Origin of the sequence: Pedobacter frigoris, assembly GCF_032678645.1 — a bacterium.
In the GTDB taxonomy this organism is placed as follows: domain Bacteria; phylum Bacteroidota; class Bacteroidia; order Sphingobacteriales; family Sphingobacteriaceae; genus Pedobacter; species Pedobacter frigoris_A.
Window position 1 is genome coordinate 1,067,809 of sequence record NZ_JAVTSP010000001.1, and the last position, 18,954, is coordinate 1,086,762.

At 40.7% G+C, this 18,954-nt stretch carries 13 protein-coding genes and 1 tRNA gene; 2 read left to right on the forward strand and 12 right to left on the reverse strand.

Features of this window, described 5'->3' with window-relative positions; all coding sequences use genetic code 11:
* Nucleotides 1–186: 186 nt before the first annotated feature.
* Complete coding sequence (locus R2Q78_RS04720) at nucleotides 187–3,564, forward strand: TonB-dependent receptor (protein ID WP_316789354.1); 3,378 nt, start codon at nucleotides 187–189, stop codon at nucleotides 3,562–3,564.
* Between the two features lie 5 nt (nucleotides 3,565–3,569).
* Complete coding sequence (locus R2Q78_RS04725; protein WP_316789356.1) at nucleotides 3,570–5,252, forward strand: RagB/SusD family nutrient uptake outer membrane protein; 1,683 nt, start codon at nucleotides 3,570–3,572, stop codon at nucleotides 5,250–5,252.
* A gap of 55 nt (nucleotides 5,253–5,307) precedes the next feature.
* Here R2Q78_RS04725 and R2Q78_RS04730 read toward each other — a convergent pair whose 3' ends face one another.
* The 12 genes from R2Q78_RS04730 to R2Q78_RS04785 all read right to left on the reverse strand — a co-directional run bounded on the left by R2Q78_RS04730 (nucleotide 5,308) and on the right by R2Q78_RS04785 (nucleotide 18,920).
* Nucleotides 5,308–6,051, reverse strand: coding sequence for a LytTR family DNA-binding domain-containing protein (locus tag R2Q78_RS04730; RefSeq protein ID WP_316789358.1), 744 nt, complete (start codon nucleotides 6,049–6,051; stop codon nucleotides 5,308–5,310).
* Between the two features lies 1 nt (nucleotide 6,052).
* On the reverse strand, nucleotides 6,053–7,798 hold the full coding sequence (locus R2Q78_RS04735) for a sensor histidine kinase (protein ID WP_316789360.1): 1,746 nt from the start codon (nucleotides 7,796–7,798) through the stop codon (nucleotides 6,053–6,055).
* 1 nt (nucleotide 7,799) lies between these two features.
* Nucleotides 7,800–9,224 carry a TlpA disulfide reductase family protein gene (locus R2Q78_RS04740; RefSeq protein WP_316789362.1) on the reverse strand — a complete coding sequence of 475 codons (1,425 nt, stop codon included), beginning with the start codon at nucleotides 9,222–9,224 and terminating at the stop codon, nucleotides 7,800–7,802.
* A gap of 174 nt (nucleotides 9,225–9,398) precedes the next feature.
* Entirely contained in the window at nucleotides 9,399–10,373 is a 975-nt protein-coding gene (locus R2Q78_RS04745) for a DUF1080 domain-containing protein (RefSeq protein ID WP_316789364.1), read from the reverse strand.
* Nucleotides 10,374–10,546: 173 nt separating this feature from the next.
* Nucleotides 10,547–11,947, reverse strand: coding sequence for an RtcB family protein (locus R2Q78_RS04750; RefSeq protein ID WP_316789366.1), 1,401 nt, complete (start codon nucleotides 11,945–11,947; stop codon nucleotides 10,547–10,549).
* A 560-nt stretch (nucleotides 11,948–12,507) separates the two neighbouring features.
* A complete protein-coding gene (locus R2Q78_RS04755) occupies nucleotides 12,508–13,149 on the reverse strand; it encodes a zeta toxin family protein (RefSeq protein ID WP_316789368.1) in 642 nt (213 codons plus the stop codon).
* Between the two features lie 3 nt (nucleotides 13,150–13,152).
* Nucleotides 13,153–13,392, reverse strand: a complete 240-nt coding sequence (locus tag R2Q78_RS04760) for a hypothetical protein (protein ID WP_316789370.1) — start codon at nucleotides 13,390–13,392, stop codon at nucleotides 13,153–13,155.
* A 192-nt stretch (nucleotides 13,393–13,584) separates the two neighbouring features.
* A tRNA-Pro gene (locus R2Q78_RS04765) sits at nucleotides 13,585–13,658 on the reverse strand.
* A 119-nt stretch (nucleotides 13,659–13,777) separates the two neighbouring features.
* Nucleotides 13,778–14,359 (reverse strand): tRNA-(ms[2]io[6]A)-hydroxylase, encoded by a 582-nt coding sequence (locus R2Q78_RS04770; RefSeq protein ID WP_316789372.1) that lies wholly within the window; start codon nucleotides 14,357–14,359, stop codon nucleotides 13,778–13,780.
* 226 nt (nucleotides 14,360–14,585) lie between these two features.
* Entirely contained in the window at nucleotides 14,586–16,274 is a 1,689-nt protein-coding gene (locus R2Q78_RS04775) for a sodium/sugar symporter (protein WP_316789373.1), read from the reverse strand.
* 21 nt (nucleotides 16,275–16,295) lie between these two features.
* On the reverse strand, nucleotides 16,296–17,624 hold the full coding sequence (xylA, locus tag R2Q78_RS04780; protein WP_316789375.1) for a xylose isomerase: 1,329 nt from the start codon (nucleotides 17,622–17,624) through the stop codon (nucleotides 16,296–16,298).
* A 27-nt stretch (nucleotides 17,625–17,651) separates the two neighbouring features.
* Complete coding sequence (locus tag R2Q78_RS04785) at nucleotides 17,652–18,920, reverse strand: MFS transporter (RefSeq protein WP_316789377.1); 1,269 nt, start codon at nucleotides 18,918–18,920, stop codon at nucleotides 17,652–17,654.
* Between the last annotated feature and the right edge of the window lie 34 nt (nucleotides 18,921–18,954).

Consider the following 18,954-nt stretch of genomic DNA (forward strand, 5'->3'; position numbering starts at 1 on the left):
ACCTAAACAAAATGAGCAAAGATCTACAAGAACCTTAAAAGAATGTTCAATGGTTATAAAAGAAAAACCGGCAAGTGCTACCAACACTTACCGGATAATACTTTGAATTAACCCTTTCCGATAAGATCGGGATGAACAAATTGGTGAACCCATTCATTTATTAACTCAAAATCAACCGTAAATTTAATGAAATTAAATGTTATTCACATAGCTATGCCTGGTGCGTGGCTATCAGCTAAATTTATCCGTGTCATGAAACTTACAGCAATCCTTCTATTTCTTGGACTAATGCAAGTTAGTGCGATAGGATTTAGCCAGAAAATCAATCTGAAAGAAAAAAACATGTCCCTCGACAAAGTGTTGCAATCTATAAAAAGACAAAGCGGATACGTATTCTTCTACAATAAAGAAGACATTAAACAGGGAGGAAATGTAAACATCAACCTTAAAAATGCCAGCATAGAAGAGGCAATGGAAGCTTCTATGAAAGATCTTGACCTCACTTACAGGATTTTTGGCTCAACCATCATCATCAAGAAAAAAGAACTTTCATTCTTAGATAAAATCGTTGCCATTTTCGCCGATCCCATTACCATCAAAGGTTCGGTAAGGGATGAAAAGGGACTGCCTATTTCCGGGGTCAATATTAAAGTAAAAGGTACTGAAAACGGTGGCATGACCGACGCAAGCGGAACTTATGCTGTTGTTGTAGCGGATAAGAATGCAATCCTGGTATTCAGCTATTTAGGCTTCGAATCCAAAGAAGTTGCAGTCGGTGACAATACAAACATCAACGTAGTATTAAAAGAATCGCAGGAAGAACTGAGCGAAGTAGTAGTTGTCGCTTACGGTACTCAGAAAAAGGTTAACCTTTCGGGAGCTGTAAACACAGTAAATACAAAAACCATCGTTAACCGTCCTGTAACTTCATTAACAAATGCTTTGCAGGGTACTGTTCCGGGTGTGGCTATAAAATCGGCTCCCGGAGATTTGGGCGCAGATCTGGGTAGTATCAATGTTAGGGGTCGTGCAAATCTTGGTAGTTCATCCCCATTGTTTGTGGTCGATGGTGTGGTAGTTGGTCAAAATGACTTTGCCCGTATCAATCCTAACGATGTGGCAGCAATTTCTGTATTAAAGGACGCATCTTCTTCATCAATATATGGTGCAAGGGCTGCAAATGGTGTAATCCTGGTAACGACCAAAAAAGGAAATGGCACACCGTCTATTAATTATAACGCTTACTACGGCAGTCAATCGGCGACTTACCTGCCAGATTATACAGATGCTTATAATTATGCCATTCTACGTAACGAAGCTGAAACCAATCTGGGCAGAACGGCTCTTTATGATGCTGCCGCTTTAGCAGCAATAACAAGCCAGTCCAATCCGGATCTTTATCCCAACACCGACTGGTATTCTTTGATTTTACGTAAAAATGCACCTATGATGGAACACCAGTTGAGCGTATCCGGAGGTGATAAAACGAAATATTACTTAAGTGGTGCATATTTTGGACAAAACTCTTTAATTCCGGGTAAAGACTTAAAACGTTATTCGTTAAGGGCCAATACCGAAACCCAAATCAGCGATAAGTTTAAAATCGGTAGCAACCTGTCATTTATTAGAGATGGCTATAGTAATGATAATTTAGAAATAGGTTTTACGGGTGTTGGAAGGTCTATCCCACTATCTGTAGCCAGACAAAGTAATGGCGAATGGGGCAGTGTAACGGCTGGAAAAGAGAATGCCACAATAGCAAGTCAAAATCCGTTACGTTTATTAAAAGACGGCGGTAGAACAAATTACAATACCAATCGCTTTATTGGTAATTTAAATGGAACTTATACACCGGTTAAAGGTTTGGACATCTCTGGTTTGTTCTCTTATAATGCATTAAACCAGTTCAACAGTTCTTTCATAAATACAGTAGATCCTGTTATCGGATTCATTACGAAACAACCTCTAGGCAGTACAACGATAGCGACCAACCAGTTAACTGAAGCATGGCAAAGTAACTCGAATATATTAGCTCAGGCAACTGCCAGCTATGAAAAGAATGTAGAGCAGCATTACTTCAAGGTTTTGGCCGGTGCTTCTTACGAAAAAGCTGAAAATAAAACGATCTCGGTTGTGCGTAAGAACTTTCCAAATAATGATTTGAGTGCGATCAATGCGGGTTCTACACTTCCGGCAAATACAACTGCAAGTGGTAACTCTGGCGAAAGTGCGCTGGCTTCTGTTTTTGCACGTTTAAATTATGCTTTTGCTGATAAATACCTGTTTGAGGCAAGTGCCAGGAATGATGCTTCTTCTAGATTTGCCCCTGGTCACCGCGCGGCATGGTATCCGTCTGCTTCGGTAGCATGGCGTATATCTCAGGAAGATTTTATGAAAAACCTTACAGCAGTTAACGAATTAAAAATACGTTTGTCTGCAGGTAAATTAGGTAACATCAACAACGTGGGCAATTATGATTTTTATGACGGCCTGAATGCTGGTACTACTGTGATTTTAGACCAATCGAAGCAAGATGGTGTAACTCCGGGTAAATTGGCAAATCCGTTGTTAAGCTGGGAAAAACTGACTACTTATAATGCCGGCTTAGATGCAACCTTATTTAAATCTTTTACCTTACAATTGGATGCATTTAGCCGAATCACCAATGACATTTTATTGCCAAATCCAAATATTCCGGCTGAAGCAGGTTTAGGTAGCGGTGAAGAACCATCTGTAAATTTGGGTGCTGTTAAAAACAATGGTTTTGAACTTTCGCTAAACTACAATGGTAAAATAAATGATTTCAACTATTCAGTGGGTGGTAACATCAGTAAGATATGGAATAAAGTAACTGATTTGGGAGGTGCAAACGAAACTGCTCCAAGTGGTTATTACATCAACCGTATCGGCCAGCCTGTAGGTTCTTTCTATATGTGGCAGGCTGAAGGCTTATTTGTTAATCAGGCTGATATTGATGGTCATGCCACACAGGCAAATAATCCAAAACCTGGCGACATCAGGTACAAAGACCAGGATGGAGATGGTGATATAGATGGCGACGACAGAATCATCAATGGCAACGATGTACCTTATTTTACTTATGGCCTTAACCTGTCGGCCAATTATAAAGGTTTCGATTTTAGCTTATTAACCCAGGGAGTAAGTGATGTAAAAGTCTATTTAGAAGCTGAAGCTTCGCAAGCTTTCTTTAATGGCGCAGGGGTAAAAAATTATGTTTTAGACAGATGGACTGTTGACAACCCTAATCCTAATGCAGCGTACCCAAGAGTAACCAACAATACCCAGAATTTTGGCATGTCCAGCTTCTGGCTGTTCGATGCTTCATACTTAAGGGTAAAAGCAATTACACTAGGTTATACGATCCCTCAAAATATATTGGATAGGGCAAAAATTAAAGGCTTAAGAGTTTATGCATCAAGCAATAATCCGTTCACCATCCGTGGTGATCAGCGATTGAAAGATTTTGATCCGGAAGCTCCTTCAGCAAGATCGGCTTACCCATCTTTAAAAACATTTTCTGTAGGCCTAAACTTAACACTATAATCACCATGAAAAAATTTATATATACATCGCTGATCTCTCTTTTAATTTTAGGAGGTTGTAAAAAGTCCATAGATTTTGTTCCGCAGGATAAACTTTCTGCCGGCACGTTCTGGAAATCGCAAAATGATGTACAGCTTGCATTAACAGGTTGTTACGGATATTTAGCCAATGCGTACAATTATGCATACGATGATGGCGCTGCCGATAACGCCTACTGCCAATACCCCTGGGAAAGCAATGCTACCCTGATATCTGCCGGTAGCATAGATGCTACTTTAGACGCCGGATATAACGGTCGTTATGTTTTTATACGCCGCTATAACTATTTTTTAGATAACATTGGTAAAGCCACCATGGATGAAACATTACGGAAACGCTTTATTGCTGAAGTAAGGGTTTTAAGGGCTTTTACTTATTATGAACTGGCTCATTATTTTGGTGCAGTACCGTTGTTGACTAAATCATATACTGATCCTGGCGAAACTTCGGTGGCCCCTACTCCATCGACTGAAGTTATAAAATTTGCTACCGATGAGATCAAAGCTGTAGCTGCTGATCTATCGCCTAGCTACAGTGGAGGTACTCCCAACCAAACAGGTAGAATTACCAGTGGTGCAGCATGGGCAATTTTGACCAGAATACAGTTAGAATACGCGCAATATGCTGATGCAGTAATCAGTGCTCAAAAAGTGATGGTCGCAGGATATCAGTTGTTCAGAAAAACTGCGTTAACCGCATCAGATACTAAAGATGATTACAGCACTTTAGTAACTTTTGCAGATGATGACGCCAAGCAAAAATTCTATAAAGGCCTGGCCAGCTATCAACAACAATTCTGGGCAGCTAACGAAGGTAATAAAGAAGCAATACTGGTATCTCAGAATATTCAGGAAAACCAAAGCTATGCGCCGTATGGTAACGGATTGAGAACTTTATTCGCTACCGCAAATATGGGTGGATGGAGTTCTATTACGCCTATTCAAGGTTTGGTTGATGCTTATTGGAAGAGCGATGGTACTGCATTTACGCCACCAACACCTGAGCAAAGGGCAGCTGATTTCAAAATTAAAGAAACACCTACGGCTAACTATATAAATGAGTTCAAAAACCGGGACACCCGTTTGTACGCAAGTATATTATTTCCTGGAGCAACCTGGAACGAATATAAAGACGGTTATGTATTTACCTGGGCTGGTGTGGCAGGCAGTGAAAGCTCTACTGGTTACAATTTTAAAAAGTACCTGGATCCGCCTTCTTTGGAAAGTGGTTTAGAATTCGATGCTCCTCAGGATTACAGCATCATCAGATATGCAGAAATCCTATTGGCATATGCTGAAGCTAAAAACGAAGTAAGTGGCCCGGACGCAACTATTTTTGCTGCTTTAGATGACATCAGAGATCGCGCAGGCATGCCGCCAGTCAATCAAATTGTGAACAATACTAAAGAAAAACTTAGAGAAGTGATCCGTAATGAACGCAGGATAGAATTGGCGGGTGAAGGACAACGCTATTTCGATATCAGACGCTGGAACATCGCTGCCAGTGTGATGAAAACTCCTAAAGATATTGCTAACGTACAAGTTCAGGAGCGTAATTGGAATGCTAAATTTATGCTAATGCCATATCCGCAAACAGCTTTAGATAGAAATGCTAATTTAAAACCAGCACAAGCCGCTAAGGGTTATTAAGAATAGCTAATTTAATGGAGATGGGTGTCTATCAATTAGGATAAGACACCCATTTTTATTTCCTAAGCGCCAGCTTAATGTTTTCCCGATTAGGCTTAGACACAGGAATCTTGCTTTCATCATTCATCAGCAACATCCCTCCATCCTCTTTAAGCCAGCTTTTTACAAATGATGGATGTATCAAATGGCTTTGATGAACTCTTAAAAATCCATGAGGCTTTAACATATCCGAATACTCTTTCAGAGGCCTGGACACCAAGACCTTATCTCCATTCTTCAAAAAGAAAAATGTATAGGTATTCGCCGCTTCGCAACGCACAATATCGGTTAAAGCAACATACCTGATTTCATGCTGCAGAGGCAGAGCTATCTTTGGCAGGCTCATTTCAGTTTGCTTTATTTGTTGCAACAGGAAATTGAGCTGCTCATTTTGCAGTTTATTTTTGATCCTGCGCTCAGCTTTGGAAACTGCATCCTTAAGTTCATTTGAGTTGACAGGCTTCAGTATATAATCCAGTGCTGCAAACTTAATTGCCTGAACGCCATATTGGTCGAAAGCCGTTACGAAAATCACCTCGAAAGACTTTTCAGAAAGCCTGCTCAGCAAATCAAATCCCGACTCTTTGCCCAGTTGAATGTCCAGAAAAAGCAACTCAGGCCGATGTAGATTGATCAGGTCAAGCGCTCCTGCTACATTTTCAGCTTTTGCCACGATCTTTACCTCAGGACAATGTTTTTCAAGCAGTATCCGCAGATTCTCTAAGTTCGCCGGTTCGTCATCTACTAATATTGCACGCATCCTATAGCCATTGTGTTAAAGTAACTGTTATTGTTGTGCCCTCGGTTCCTGAATTCATGTCCAACAGTATCGGGGTTTCCTGATAAATGGTATTCAATAAAGATATTCGCTTTTTACTGAGTTCCAAACCCAAACCTTCATAATTTAGACTGGTATCAAAACCTTCACCATTGTCTTCAATCTTCAAAATCAGATCTTGGTTTTGCTCAAAAAATGAAATCGTAATTCTCCCTTCACTTTTCTTGTCAATGATCCCATGTTTAATTGAGTTTTCAACGAATGGCTGTAACAGCATGGCAGGGATTTCAACATTCTCAGCTTCAAGACCTTCATCGATATTGATTTGAAAAACAAACCCAAAACGCAGCTGTTCCATTTCCAGATAATCTTGCAGTAAAGCCTTCTCTTCTGTAAGGCTAAGCATCTCCTGATCTTTCACTATATTCCTCGTTAACCTCGCAAACTGCCCCAGGTAATGATTGGCATCTTCTGTTTTATTCTGGTTCATGAGCGACTGGATTCCCGCCAGGGCATTGAACATAAAATGCGGGTTGAGTTGCGAACGGACTGCCGACAACCGTATCTTTGCCATTTCCTTCTCTCTCTGCTCTTCCTGTATCTTCTTTTTATTCTTCTTTTTCAGCCAGGTCATTATGCCCCCGATCAGCAGCCCAAAGAAGGCAAAGACAATTATTCCGGTAGTGATTAGATCTCTATTGGAAAAGATGTGTTTAGCGTCTTTTTCCGGCAATACTTTAAATTTGTACCGCACGGTCATGTTTTTAAAATAGGTAACAGGATTACCGCCGGGATGAGGTAGCCTTGGGGTAAGGATCAGTTCATAATCTCCTGGTTGTTTCCAATACTCCTTGTAGATAAAAAAACCTGCGTCATTGACACCCAGATTAAGCTCTTCTATTTTACCATTGATGGTTCTGATCAACTTGGTCTCCAGGCCATAGCTAGCGCCATAATTCAACAAGACACGCATCCGCATCAATGAATCGCCAAGAAAAAATTCATGACCGTTACTGCTCGTTCTCTTCATCCCCAGAGAATTCCCATATAAATGCTCAAAAATAGGGTTTGCCACCCTGTTATTTCGCACATGCTCAAGTCCAATCGTCAGGTCGACTGGTTTTACCGGACGCCAGTCTACGATAATTCCATCTCTCTCTTTATAATTATGGATATTGTAGATTTCAATCTTTAAAAAACCATTGACCTGAGCTGGAAAGTTGCCAAAATAAGCATAGGAAAATTTACTATCATCACTGCTTCTGAACTGATCGGGAACAGACCAACCAACAATTTCCTTGTCATCATTACTTACGATATGGTAGCGGTAATCTTTAGCATTTTCAGGGGTAATCTTGACATTGGCAAACTCTATTCCTATAGGTTTATCCAGCAGGTATCTACGTAAGCCATGACGGTTTCCCCAATTCCAGGGTAATCCTTCATATACTGTAGCTCCACCGGCCTTTTCAAAACGCAAGGCTAGTGTATTGTAAGTTCCGTGGATATTTTCTCCTATTGAAAACAGAAAGCGATCTTTTGCAATCGCCTCCAATTTCTCCCTGGCGGTTATTAATCGCAGCTGCTTTTTAGTGGCATACCTGGTGTCTAAAAATGAAGTGCCTAAAAATTTCCAATATTTAAGATCTGCAGCAGGAATATTTAACCCCTTTTGTCCATATGCCGTTGAATAAATCAACAAAAACATTAGTATGATTACTTTTTTCATCTTATTTAGCGAGTTCTTTATCCAACAAAGTACTTAATACATCCAGATTACTTGGTCTTGGTGCATCTGCATCTACAATTTTTCCTTCTTTATTGATCAAGATAAATCTCGGGATCGAATTTGCAGTATAATCTTTTAAGACCACATCATTCTGATCTTCCAATTGCAACCAAAGTGGTTTGTTTTCTTTTAAAATCGCATAGCGATTTTTTCTTGTCTTTAAGTCATTTACCGCGATACTGATGATCGCTAATTTAGGATTATGCTGATAGTTTTCGTATAATTTCTGCATGTGGGGGTTCTCTTCACGACAAGGTCCGCACCAGCTGGCCCACAGATCTATGTAGACCACCTTTCCTTTCAGTCCTGCTAAGCTATGAAGCACTCCACTGGTATCGGGCAGGTTGAAGTAAGGCGCCGGACCGCCTATTCTCAAAAAGCTGCTGCTTTTGAGTTTCTTATCATAAGTTGCAAGCAGTTTTTTCCTAACTTCCGTGTTTTGAACTTTTAAAATATAAGGTTTGTATTTCTCAAGCTCCGTTACTTTATATATGAAATCCAGATTCCTGTTGAGCTTATCTTCAAATACAAAATCGTATACAGCGCCTTTATAAAGCTGAGCAATTTTAAACAAACTGTAATTGGGAATTGCCGGATTTGCCTTTTCATCAGTGACTTGGTCGCGCGCTTTGGCATGATATGGATAAATATAGTTGATGACATAGCAAAAGTTAGAACTGGCCAGATTTTCTTTCCTGTTGAGTACATCATTCATGTTTCCCAATCCCAGCCTGTTAATCATTCTGTCTGTTTGCTCCGGAGTATATTTATGCTGATAAGTATAATAGTCCATAATCGAGATCAGATCTCCAAATTTCTGATCCAGCTGAAGGCTTCGTTTGAAATAATCACGATATGGATCCGTATTATCAGGTCCAAATACTTGGTCTATGTGACTTGTACTTTTTGTCCGTTTAAGATAAGCGATATAAGTATCTTCATCCTTCTTCATCCAGTTCACCGTGTCTTTAGGAACACGTTTCAAAGTATCTATTGGCCTTTTCTCCCAATAATGATTATTTGCCCCGCCTTTTCCAGCATATTTTATGCTTGAACGAGCTGTTTCATAATCGCTTACGTCTGCTGTTATCTGCAGATCATATCCTGGCGCCAGGAACAGCTGAATCTGAATCTGCTTTCTATTGGTCAGGTTGGCTCTGAAAGGGGATTTGATTTTATCGGTTTCATAACTGAAGCTTCCATCTGCATTAATCATAATGCTGTCCTTAAAATTGCCCGTACTTGGTGTAAGTTCTAGTTGTCTGTCTTTACAATTGAGTAACTTTCCGCTGATTTTTGTCTTCTGCTGCGCCATACCAGGCAGGGCCAGCAAAAAGAGCATTAATAAATTGATGATTTTCTTCATTTGTTTATAATTAATGATCTAAAACTCAGCAATTCATTTATAGATAAAAATATACAAGCAGTATGCAGTTGAGGGAGATTAGTATTTATATCGCTGCATGCAGTATTGCAAATTCATTTATAGCAAAAAGGCCCGGATTAGTCCGGGCCCTCTCAGTATCATCAAATAAAATAATTATTTAGCCGGTGTAATCACAATCTTTCTAAATTCAACCGGCATGTGATCTCCTTGCAGATATATCGGCCCAGGCTCTCCTTCATTGCTATCAAGCGCGCCACCGGTAATACCAGGAATCTCCTGGTTGCTAATGATCGTCTTGCCATTTGCTACCACAGTAACCAGGCGCCCTACTAGTGTAATGTCGTAAGTTTGCCACTGTCCGGGACCGAGTGTCACCATTTCATTAGCCGTTAAAAAGCCATAGATCCCTCCAAATAATACACTGTTCGGATGTGCATCTTTCTTGCTGTCTTCTATCTGGGTTTCATACCTGCCCCTTAAGTAAATACCACTATTGCCCCCTTCAGGATACTTGAATTCAACGTGCAGTTTAAAATCATTGAACTTCTGCTCCGTAATCAGGTTTGATCCTGCTGTCGGACTGGTCAGAATACCATTTTTCACCACCCATTGGTTTTTGCCGCTGGCTTTCCATCCTGCCAGATCCTTACCATTAAACAAATTGATCGGCTTGCCCCATACAGGTGCTGATGTTCTTTTTAAGTAAGGAGCTTTTACACCTTTCCAGCTATATTTTTTGCCATCGCAATCAGTCATAGTTCCCTGCATTCCTCCTGAAGTCAGTTCCCCTTCTATTACCAAATTCTGGGCTCCGCTCTCCCATTGAGGTGGAATTTCAAATCTGAACTTACCATTGTCAAACTTTACTTCCGATACCGGACGCGCACTGCCTGCAGTAGATACGAAATAGCCCACCAGTGTTTTAAAACCTGATAGTTTTACTTCCAGCCAGGAAGGGGCAGATTTACCATTTACATCAACAGTAATATCCCAGCGACCAATCAGGTCTTTAGGTTCAGCAGTTGATTGAATTACAGCAGGCGTTGTGCCTGTAGCAGCAAACATACTTTGGGCAGAACCGGCCATCAACAGGCAGCTCATACCAAATACAAGAATTCTTTTACGCATAAATGTGTTTAATTTCTGAAAATCATTTGTGTCTTATACTCTTAGCTATTAAGTGGCTCCAAGCCATGAGTAATTGACCACAAGATAAGTAAAAAACTTTTTATGCCTTTTATAGCAGGGAAAATTAAATAACCTTAATGTTATATTACAAAAAAGCCTCTAAATCTTCATCACTACTCCTTGTTCATTCTAACGATCCGTGGAAAAAACTTACCTTGAATATCAACGAGCTCACGCTGAGCAGTGATGACAGCCTCGATGTCTTTATACGCTAAAGGATTCTCTTCAACCGTTCCACCAATTAAGCTAACACCTGCATTGGCCAGCAATTTTTTCATCGCGGAAACAGTCATGCTGTCTTTCGCTTTTTGGCGGCTCATCGCACGACCTGCACCATGCGAAGCTGAATACAAAGCGTCCTCCGCACCTTTACCCGAAATTAAATAGGCAGGGGTAGTCATGCTGCCCGGAATAATACCCAACTCGTTCTCATGCGCTGGTGTTGCACCCTTTCGGTGAAGAATCACTTCTCTGCCGTCAGCAAGTTTGTCCTTCCAGGCAAAATTATGATGGTTCTCTACAACCTGTAAAGCAGTTAATCCTAGTGCTTTTAACAAATTGGCATGTATGCGTTCATGACAGGCTTGTGCATAGTCTCCAGCCAAATTCATTGTGAGCCAATATTCCTGTCCAGCTTCGCTGTTCATGTCCAGCCAGGCCAATTGTTGTGCATGGCGCGGAAGCTTACAAGTGTTCATGGCAATCTGGGTATAGTGCCTTGCAATGGCCGAACCCAAACCTCTGCTTCCCGAGTGCGTTAATAAAGCCGTATACCTTTTTGCTGGTAGTCCCAAGGTATTGTTAGGCAACATTTCAATCTCACCGAACTCTACAAAGTGATTTCCATTGCCAGAGGTTCCCAACTGCCTTACCGCCTTTCCGCGTAAGGGTTTTAAAAAAGGAATCTCATTAAATACATGGCTATCTAACACTTCGTGTTCCTGCCTTACATCCAATCCACCTTCCATACCGAAATGAGTATGGTTTTTTAAGGCCTGTTTGATCTGGTATTCAAACCTCTTTAGAAAACCATCACTCTCGTCGATAATAGAGAGCGCCATCCGACAGCCAATATCCATTCCTACTGCATAGGGGATAACTGCATTGTCTGTAGCCAACACACCACCAATTGGCAAGCCAAAGCCCATATGTGCATCCGGCATTAATGCACCCTGTATGCTGATTGGCAAGAGGTTGGCCAGCTCCATTTGCTTTTTAGCCGAAGACTCAATATGCTTAGCGCCATATGTCTTACAGAATACCGGTTCATCGCGTAACTCGTAAGTTTTAAACGACACCTCTTTTACTTTACCTATTATCTTCTCTGCTATCTTACTTGTTAATTCATTATCCAAAAATGCTTCCGGATCATTGTTAATATTCACCAACAGATCCAGCAATTGCTGTTTACTGTAGTGTTTGAAATTTTTGGAGGCTATGCCAATAACCAGGCTTCGCAGCTGATCATTATGATAACCTATTTTACTTAAATCTTTTGTTCTTAAATTGCCCATGTGGGTTTATGTTTCTAATTCCAGATAAGCTTCTATAAGGCTGTACCTGGGTATGTTTTTAATTTTGTTAATATATTTGTCGCACTCACAAAACCAGTTATTCCAACGATAACTTCTGCCTCGCGTTATTTAATATGGCACGACCATTCCTGTGTGTGAATCACACTTAATTTTAATTTTTATTGAATTTGATTTCTGATCTCAGTTCGTCCTTGTGAAAGGACATACCCATTTAAAAGCGCTCAGAAAAATCCATGAATTGGGGCAGACAAACATTGCAGAAGTTACTCATGCAACCGTTTAATTATTTAATAAAACAGGGGGTCTGACTGCCTAATTAGGCAATGAGCGAAAGGGGCGATATGTAGATATGCTCTGTCATGATTCCTTGATATTTAAAAGGTTAACAAACCAGGAACTGGATGCAAAGATAGAAATTATTTCATTCCCTGTACTTATTTCGGACGTTTTTCTGCATGATTTGAGGTTATTGGCGGGCTTTAATGCTTCCAAATAATTTTTTACACAAAATTTGTTACCGAGAACCTTAGAATGAATTCTTAACCTTGTAGGTTAAACTTCCCTGAGGGTCTGTCTTTATTAGATTGCTTTCTTCTAAAATCTTTGTTTGCTGTAACGATACCATAAGTATCTGTTTCGATCCTTTCATTACTAATACCATATTTAACAAAATTCTGAGGGTATGTTAAATTGTTGGAATGGTAGTTAATAAGTTCACTATTATAAAAACTCATAATTAATTGGTTTACCTCACCTTCACCAGTATATACAAAATCGGAACGGTCAAAATAAAAAAAGAAGTTGGCAATATTTTTAAAGCTTTCATAAAAGTTAATTTTAATATTACTTCCTGAAATGGTTATCCCACTTTGCTGCATACCACGTAAGGCTACTCTGGTAATGGATTGCTGCAAACTATCTAAAAACAAAACAACTAATGAGGTTTGATATCCGACATTCTTAGCATAATCTGCTATATCCTTAAAGGATGCATCGTTAAAAACAGTTTCAATCAAAACATCTTTTCCACTATCAATGGCTTGCTTGGCTAAATCCTTTGTTCTAGACTTATAAACATCGGTCATCAAAATCTCAAAACTTTCAAGCTCATTTAACCGGGTCCTAATAAATGTTGATTTACCAGCGGCATTACAACCAGCTACGAAGATTAGCTCTGGCATATACTAGTCCAATTTCTTAATAATGGTATCCTTAACCTCCACAGGCATATCATTTTCATCAGTAATAACTTCAAGTGAGACTAGGAATTTTTCACCACCTGGCAATTCTTTACGCCATAAACCACCATCTTCAGCAAACTGAGCATAAAATGGATTGCCTAATTCAAACGCCCGCTGACGTCCTAATTCATGCATATTTCCCATATTTTTTAAAAGGCGGTCAACAACTGAAGAAACTCCCATAGTGGTAATTTTATTAGCTAGATATTATTATCTAATCAATTGCAAATTATGCAAAATTTGCATAGTCAAATATAGCAACACTATATTACAAATATTCCAATTGTAATAAAAATGAAGTTAATAATACATATAAAGATGTATAGTATTAAAACAAAAAAGCCTTTAAATCTTACGATCTAAAGGCTTTTTTCGTCGGGGTGGCAGGATTCGAACCTACGACCTCCTGCTCCCAAAGCAGGCGCGATACCGGGCTACGCTACACCCCGAACTGGTATCTTCTTTTTTGATGCTGCAAAGATATAAAAATCTTCATTACCTCATAAATAAATCTTCGTCATATTTAGTTAACCTCACAGAATCAACAAATTAAATTTCATTTACCTTACTATCCATGAATAGCTTCCTTACTCCCAAAGCTCTGAATCAGCTCTCCTTCAAATTCAAGCCACTCCTTCCACCTCTTATCTACGTCAATATCTACGGTATATTTTCTGGCAAAATTTAAAAATACCGTATAATGACCAGCCTCAGAAACCATCAGGTCGTGGTAAAACTTAGCCAATTCCTGGTCTTTAATATTTTGTGACAATACCCGAAAACGCTCACAACTTCTTGCTTCAATCATTGCGGCAAATAAAAGGCGGTCTATAAATGCAGAATTTCTGCTTCCATCCCTTTTACTAAATTTTACCAGCTGCCCAACATAATCATCTTTACGCTGGCGGCCCAATGTATATCCTCTCTTTTTAATGAGTTCGACCACCATTTGAAAATGCTGCAATTCTTCCAGGGCGATCACAGTCAGCGTTTCTACAAGCTCCAGATGCTCTGAGTTATCGGCAATGATGGTGATTGCATTCGTTGCTGCTTTTTGTTCACACCAGGCATGATCAGTCAGGATCTCTTCCAAATTTGATTCTGCAATGTTTACCCACCGCGGGTCCGTCAATAATTTCAATCCAAGCATAATAGATAATATCTCTTTCGCCCAAAATTAGGAAAGATTTGATACTTCTAGGATAATCAAATGAAAAGATGTCGTCTGAAAAGGTTAAAGCTCCACATCATCCTGAATTTATTTCAGGATCCCGCTTGGGCAAGATTTAAATTATATATCCGGGATCCTGAAATAAATTCAGGATGACGAACGTCCCTTTTCAGACAGTCTCTTTTTATTTCAACAGATCATATGACTACCAATAAATAGTATACAAAGCAATCAGCAAGCCGCATATAATGAGTGCCCCTACCGCAAAGCTTCTGCTCGTTTTAAACATTCCGCTATCAATATCCAGTCCTTTGGCGACAACTCCTCTTTTAGTTTCAAAAACACTGATCAGGTACATGACCACCGCGCATATGATGAAGACAAATCCCATGCGGTCCAGAAAAGGAATTTCATAAAGCATAGAACCGTCCTTCTGCTCCACCAGCTTTGAAAACCCTGATGCACTTAAGAATTGGAGATCAACAACAAAAGGTATGAACTTCAATAGTACAGAAAGTGCAAAGCCTCCTACAGTAGCAAATAAAGCCGCATTAGAGGTAGTTTTCTTCCAAAAGAAGCCCAATATAAACATCGCGAAAATACCAGGGGAGAAAAATCCTGTATATTCCTGTATAAACTGGAACCCTCCTTTTTTATCGATACCCAAATGTGGGGCAATCGCAATCGCAATTAACATGGACAGTACAACAGTCCATCTCCCTATAGCAACTTGTTTATCCTCATGCGCATCCTTATTGATGACCTTTTTATAAATGTCCAATGTAAAAATAGTAGCAATACTATTGGCTTTACCTGCAAGCGACGCCACTACCGCTGCTGTGAGCGCAGCGAAAGACAATCCTTTCAGGCCGACAGGAAGCAGATTTAATAACACCGGATAGGCTGTATCTGGTATAACTTCACCACCGCTGCTCATACTGGCTTTGAAATCGCCATATCCTTCCTTATAAAGCACATAAGCGGCAATACCTGGCAACACCACAATAACCGGCATCAATAATTTAAGGAAGGCCGCAAAGAGAATTCCGGAACGGGCAGTTTTAAGGTCCGCTCCCAAAGCCCTTTGGGTAATGTACTGGTTGCAACCCCAGTAATTTAGATTTACAATCCACATACCACCTATCAATACCGTTAATCCCGGCAGATCCAGGTAATTTTCATTGTCTTTTTTAAAGATCATGTGAAAATGTTCTTCTGCGTGGGTGGTCAATAGATTAAAGCCCTTAAGTGCCCCACTTGAGCCAAAATGAGTAGCTACAAGATCTAGTGCAAGATAGGTTGTCGCCAGTCCACCCAATATTAGAAAGAACACCTGAATTACATCTGTATATCCAATTACTTTCATCCCACCAAGTGTAATGATGATGGCGAAGAAGGCCAGGATATACATGCATGCATCCAGATTAATTCCCGATATGCTATGTATCGCCAATGCACCTAAATAAAGGATTGAGGTCAGGTTTACGACGATGTACAGCAGCAGCCAGAACACGGCCATGATCATAGCCACCGTACTGTTGTACCTCTGATGCAAAAACTGCGGCATGGTATAGATCTTATTCTTCAGATATACCGGAATAAAGAATATAGCAACAATAAGCAATGTGGCCGCAGCCATCCATTCATAGGTAGCAATGGCCAGTCCCATTTTAAAACCCGAGCCGCTCATCCCTATAAACTGCTCAGCAGAGATATTGGAAGCAATTAAAGACGCCCCAATTGCCCACCAGGTAAGCGAATCCTTCGCCAGAAAGAAATCTTTAGAGTTCTCCTTATGTGCTTTTTTTTGGCGGTATACCCACCAGCCATAAAAAGCAACGATAAGGAAATAAACCAGAAATACTGCGTAATCAAGTGTTCCAAGTGTTTTCATAAAACGCTGTTGAAGGTTTAGTTAAATATATCTGTTGATCAGGTTTTCTAAATATTCCTGTCTTCCGCTTCTCGTCTCAGGTTCCCCATGCTGTACCGCATATTCACGAAGGTCTTCCAGACTCATTTTGCCTGCTTCAAACTCCTTTCCTTTTCCGCTATCATAAGATGCATACCTCTCCGTCCTTATCTTGTTATATTCAGAGCCTTCAAGGATTTGGTCGGCTATGATCAGCGCACGTGCAAACATATCCATCCCACCTATGTGAGCGTAGAACAAATCAGCCGGATCGGTCGAATTTCTGCGGATCTTCGCATCAAAATTAATTCCGCCTCCCTGCAATCCACCACTTCCGTGAATGATCAGCATAGACTCTACAATCTCATTGATGTTATTTGGAAATTGATCGGTATCCCATCCATTTTGATAATCACCCCTGTTTGCATCTATAGAGCCCAGCATTCCGGCATCTGCCGCCACCTGAAGCTCATGCTGGAAAGTATGCCCTGCCAGTGTAGCATGGTTTACTTCCAGGTTCAGTTTAAAATCATTCAGCAGGTCATATTTCTGAAGAAAACCAAGTACCGTTGCCGAATCATAATCATACTGATGTTTTGTAGGCTCACAAGGTTTAGGCTCGATAAAAAACGTTCCTTTGAAGCCATTTTTACGGGCATAGTCTTTCGCTGTATGCAGAAATCTGGCCAGATGCTCTTGTTCGCGTTTCATGTCGGTATTTAGCAGCGACATATAGCCTTCTCTTCCGCCCCAGAAAACATAATTCTCCCCTCCAAGTTGGATCGTTGCATCCAGGGCTGTCTTTACCTGTGCAGCACCATGGGTCAGTACATGGAAATCAGGATTTGTAGCGGCTCCGTTCATGTATCGCCTATGTGAAAACAAATTGGCTGTTCCCCACAACAACTTTACACCTGTCTCCTGCTGTTTTGCTTTGGCATAATCCACCATAGCCTGCATCCTTCGCTCGTTCTCTAGGATGTCATTGCCATGGTCTACTACATCGGTATCATGAAAACAGTAATAAGGAATGTCCATCTTAGTCAGGAATTCAAACGCCGCATCCATCTTGTCCTTTGCACGTGCTATAGGATCATCTTTAACATCCCATGGAAAAATATGTGTCGCACCGCCAAATGGATCTCCCCCATTTCCACAGAAGGAATGCCAGTATGCACCGGCAAAACGCAGGTGGTCTTTTAAAGTCTTTCCTCCAATTACCTTTTCAGGATCATACCACCTAAAGGCCAATGGATTGTCGGTTCCCAGACCTTCGAATTTAATCTGTCCGATCCCTTTAAAATATTCTTTTTCAGCAGTAATTTTTGTCATCTGATGTGGTGTTATTTGTTCAATAGATTAATTAATAACTTGTTTAGCTTTTTTTGAGCGCATATAGACTACCAATCCGCCGAAAGCAGCGATTAATATCAATGGCAGGATTAATGTCACTTGTAATACTTCCGGACCAGCAAGATTTTTTGCCGCCTCTAGAGCTGTGGCTTCAGCAGATCCTCCCGCCGCCGCAGTATAGGCGCCCAGATCAGCGCCCACAGGCAGATGTTTAACGATCAGTCCGTCATAATATCCTCCCATAAAAATGGTAAAAACAGATACCGCAAACATACCTGCGCCACCCATCAGGTTTAAGCCCAGCGCACCGGACTGCGGAATGTTTTCAGCCACAAACCCAATCATCGTAGGCCAGAAATAACAAACGCCAATACCGAAAATGACTGCGGCAAAAAAGATAGAATTCCCGGTAAATGTGCTGAGCATATACAAACCGGCTGCTGAGAATATCGCCGAAAACAGCAGTACTCCAGCAGGTGCCAGTTTTTTTACAATGGGTTTTGCAAAAGCACGGCCCAGAACCTGCATACCAGCTGTAAGTGTAACCAGTAAAATGGCATTTTCCGTCACGTTTTTCAATAGCAAACTGATCCACTGACCGGTAAATAATTCGGTAATCCCTGTCATGAACATACATAGTACCATAAACAGGAATAATGGGGAAACTACTGCCTTATACATATCTCCGCTGGAGAAACCCGACGAAACCCTTTCGGTAACCGGAAAATCGAGTTTTGAAAAAAGAAAACCATAGATCAGCGTTGGGATGAGCATCAATGCCACCTGCACCTGCCAGCCAATTCCCAGGTGTACCAATAAGGTGACCAATAAAGTTCCTATTACAATACCACCCGGAAACCAAAGGTGAAAATAATTGAGCCTGGTGGTTTTATCATCAGGGTATAGTGTAGCTACAAGTGGGTTACATGCTGCTTCAACTGTACCGTTAGCGATACCGATCAGTAAAGTAGAGAAAAATAAAGTCCAGTATCCTGTTGCGAAGATGGTCAGTGCAATACCAGCCAGATGGAATAGGAACGCCATCACCAATAGTCGCTTCATTCCTATAACGTCAACGATAAAACCGCCGATGATTACAGCAAGCGGAAAGCCCCAAAAGGCTGTAGCAGTAATGGTACCCAGCTGGGTTGCACTCAATTGAAAGTCGGTACCCAGTTGTCCCATAATTCCGGCACGGATACCAAAGGAAAGCGAAGTGACCAATAAGGCCAGACAACTGGCCCAGAATAACTTAGAGGTTTGAATATTAGGCATATATTTGGTTTTTGGTTTAGTTTGTATTTTTGTG

Bases quoted from the DNA above. Each gene is read 5' to 3' on its own strand.
- R2Q78_RS04725 (WP_316789356.1), top strand. From the start codon at position 3,570: ATGAAAAAATTTATATATACATCGCTGATCTCTCTTTTAATTTTAGGA.
- R2Q78_RS04745 (WP_316789364.1), bottom strand. From the start codon at position 10,373: ATGCGTAAAAGAATTCTTGTATTTGGTATGAGCTGCCTGTTGATGGCC.
- R2Q78_RS04760 (WP_316789370.1), bottom strand. From the start codon at position 13,392: ATGGGAGTTTCTTCAGTTGTTGACCGCCTTTTAAAAAATATGGGAAAT.
- R2Q78_RS04730 (WP_316789358.1), bottom strand. From the start codon at position 6,051: ATGCGTGCAATATTAGTAGATGACGAACCGGCGAACTTAGAGAATCTG.
- xylA (WP_316789375.1), bottom strand. From the start codon at position 17,624: ATGACAAAAATTACTGCTGAAAAAGAATATTTTAAAGGGATCGGACAG.
- R2Q78_RS04770 (WP_316789372.1), bottom strand. From the start codon at position 14,359: ATGCTTGGATTGAAATTATTGACGGACCCGCGGTGGGTAAACATTGCA.
- R2Q78_RS04785 (WP_316789377.1), bottom strand. From the start codon at position 18,920: ATGCCTAATATTCAAACCTCTAAGTTATTCTGGGCCAGTTGTCTGGCC.
- R2Q78_RS04750 (WP_316789366.1), bottom strand. From the start codon at position 11,947: ATGGGCAATTTAAGAACAAAAGATTTAAGTAAAATAGGTTATCATAAT.
- R2Q78_RS04755 (WP_316789368.1), bottom strand. From the start codon at position 13,149: ATGCCAGAGCTAATCTTCGTAGCTGGTTGTAATGCCGCTGGTAAATCA.
- R2Q78_RS04740 (WP_316789362.1), bottom strand. From the start codon at position 9,224: ATGAAGAAAATCATCAATTTATTAATGCTCTTTTTGCTGGCCCTGCCT.
- R2Q78_RS04775 (WP_316789373.1), bottom strand. From the start codon at position 16,274: ATGAAAACACTTGGAACACTTGATTACGCAGTATTTCTGGTTTATTTC.
- R2Q78_RS04735 (WP_316789360.1), bottom strand. From the start codon at position 7,798: ATGAAAAAAGTAATCATACTAATGTTTTTGTTGATTTATTCAACGGCA.
- R2Q78_RS04720 (WP_316789354.1), top strand. From the start codon at position 187: ATGAAATTAAATGTTATTCACATAGCTATGCCTGGTGCGTGGCTATCA.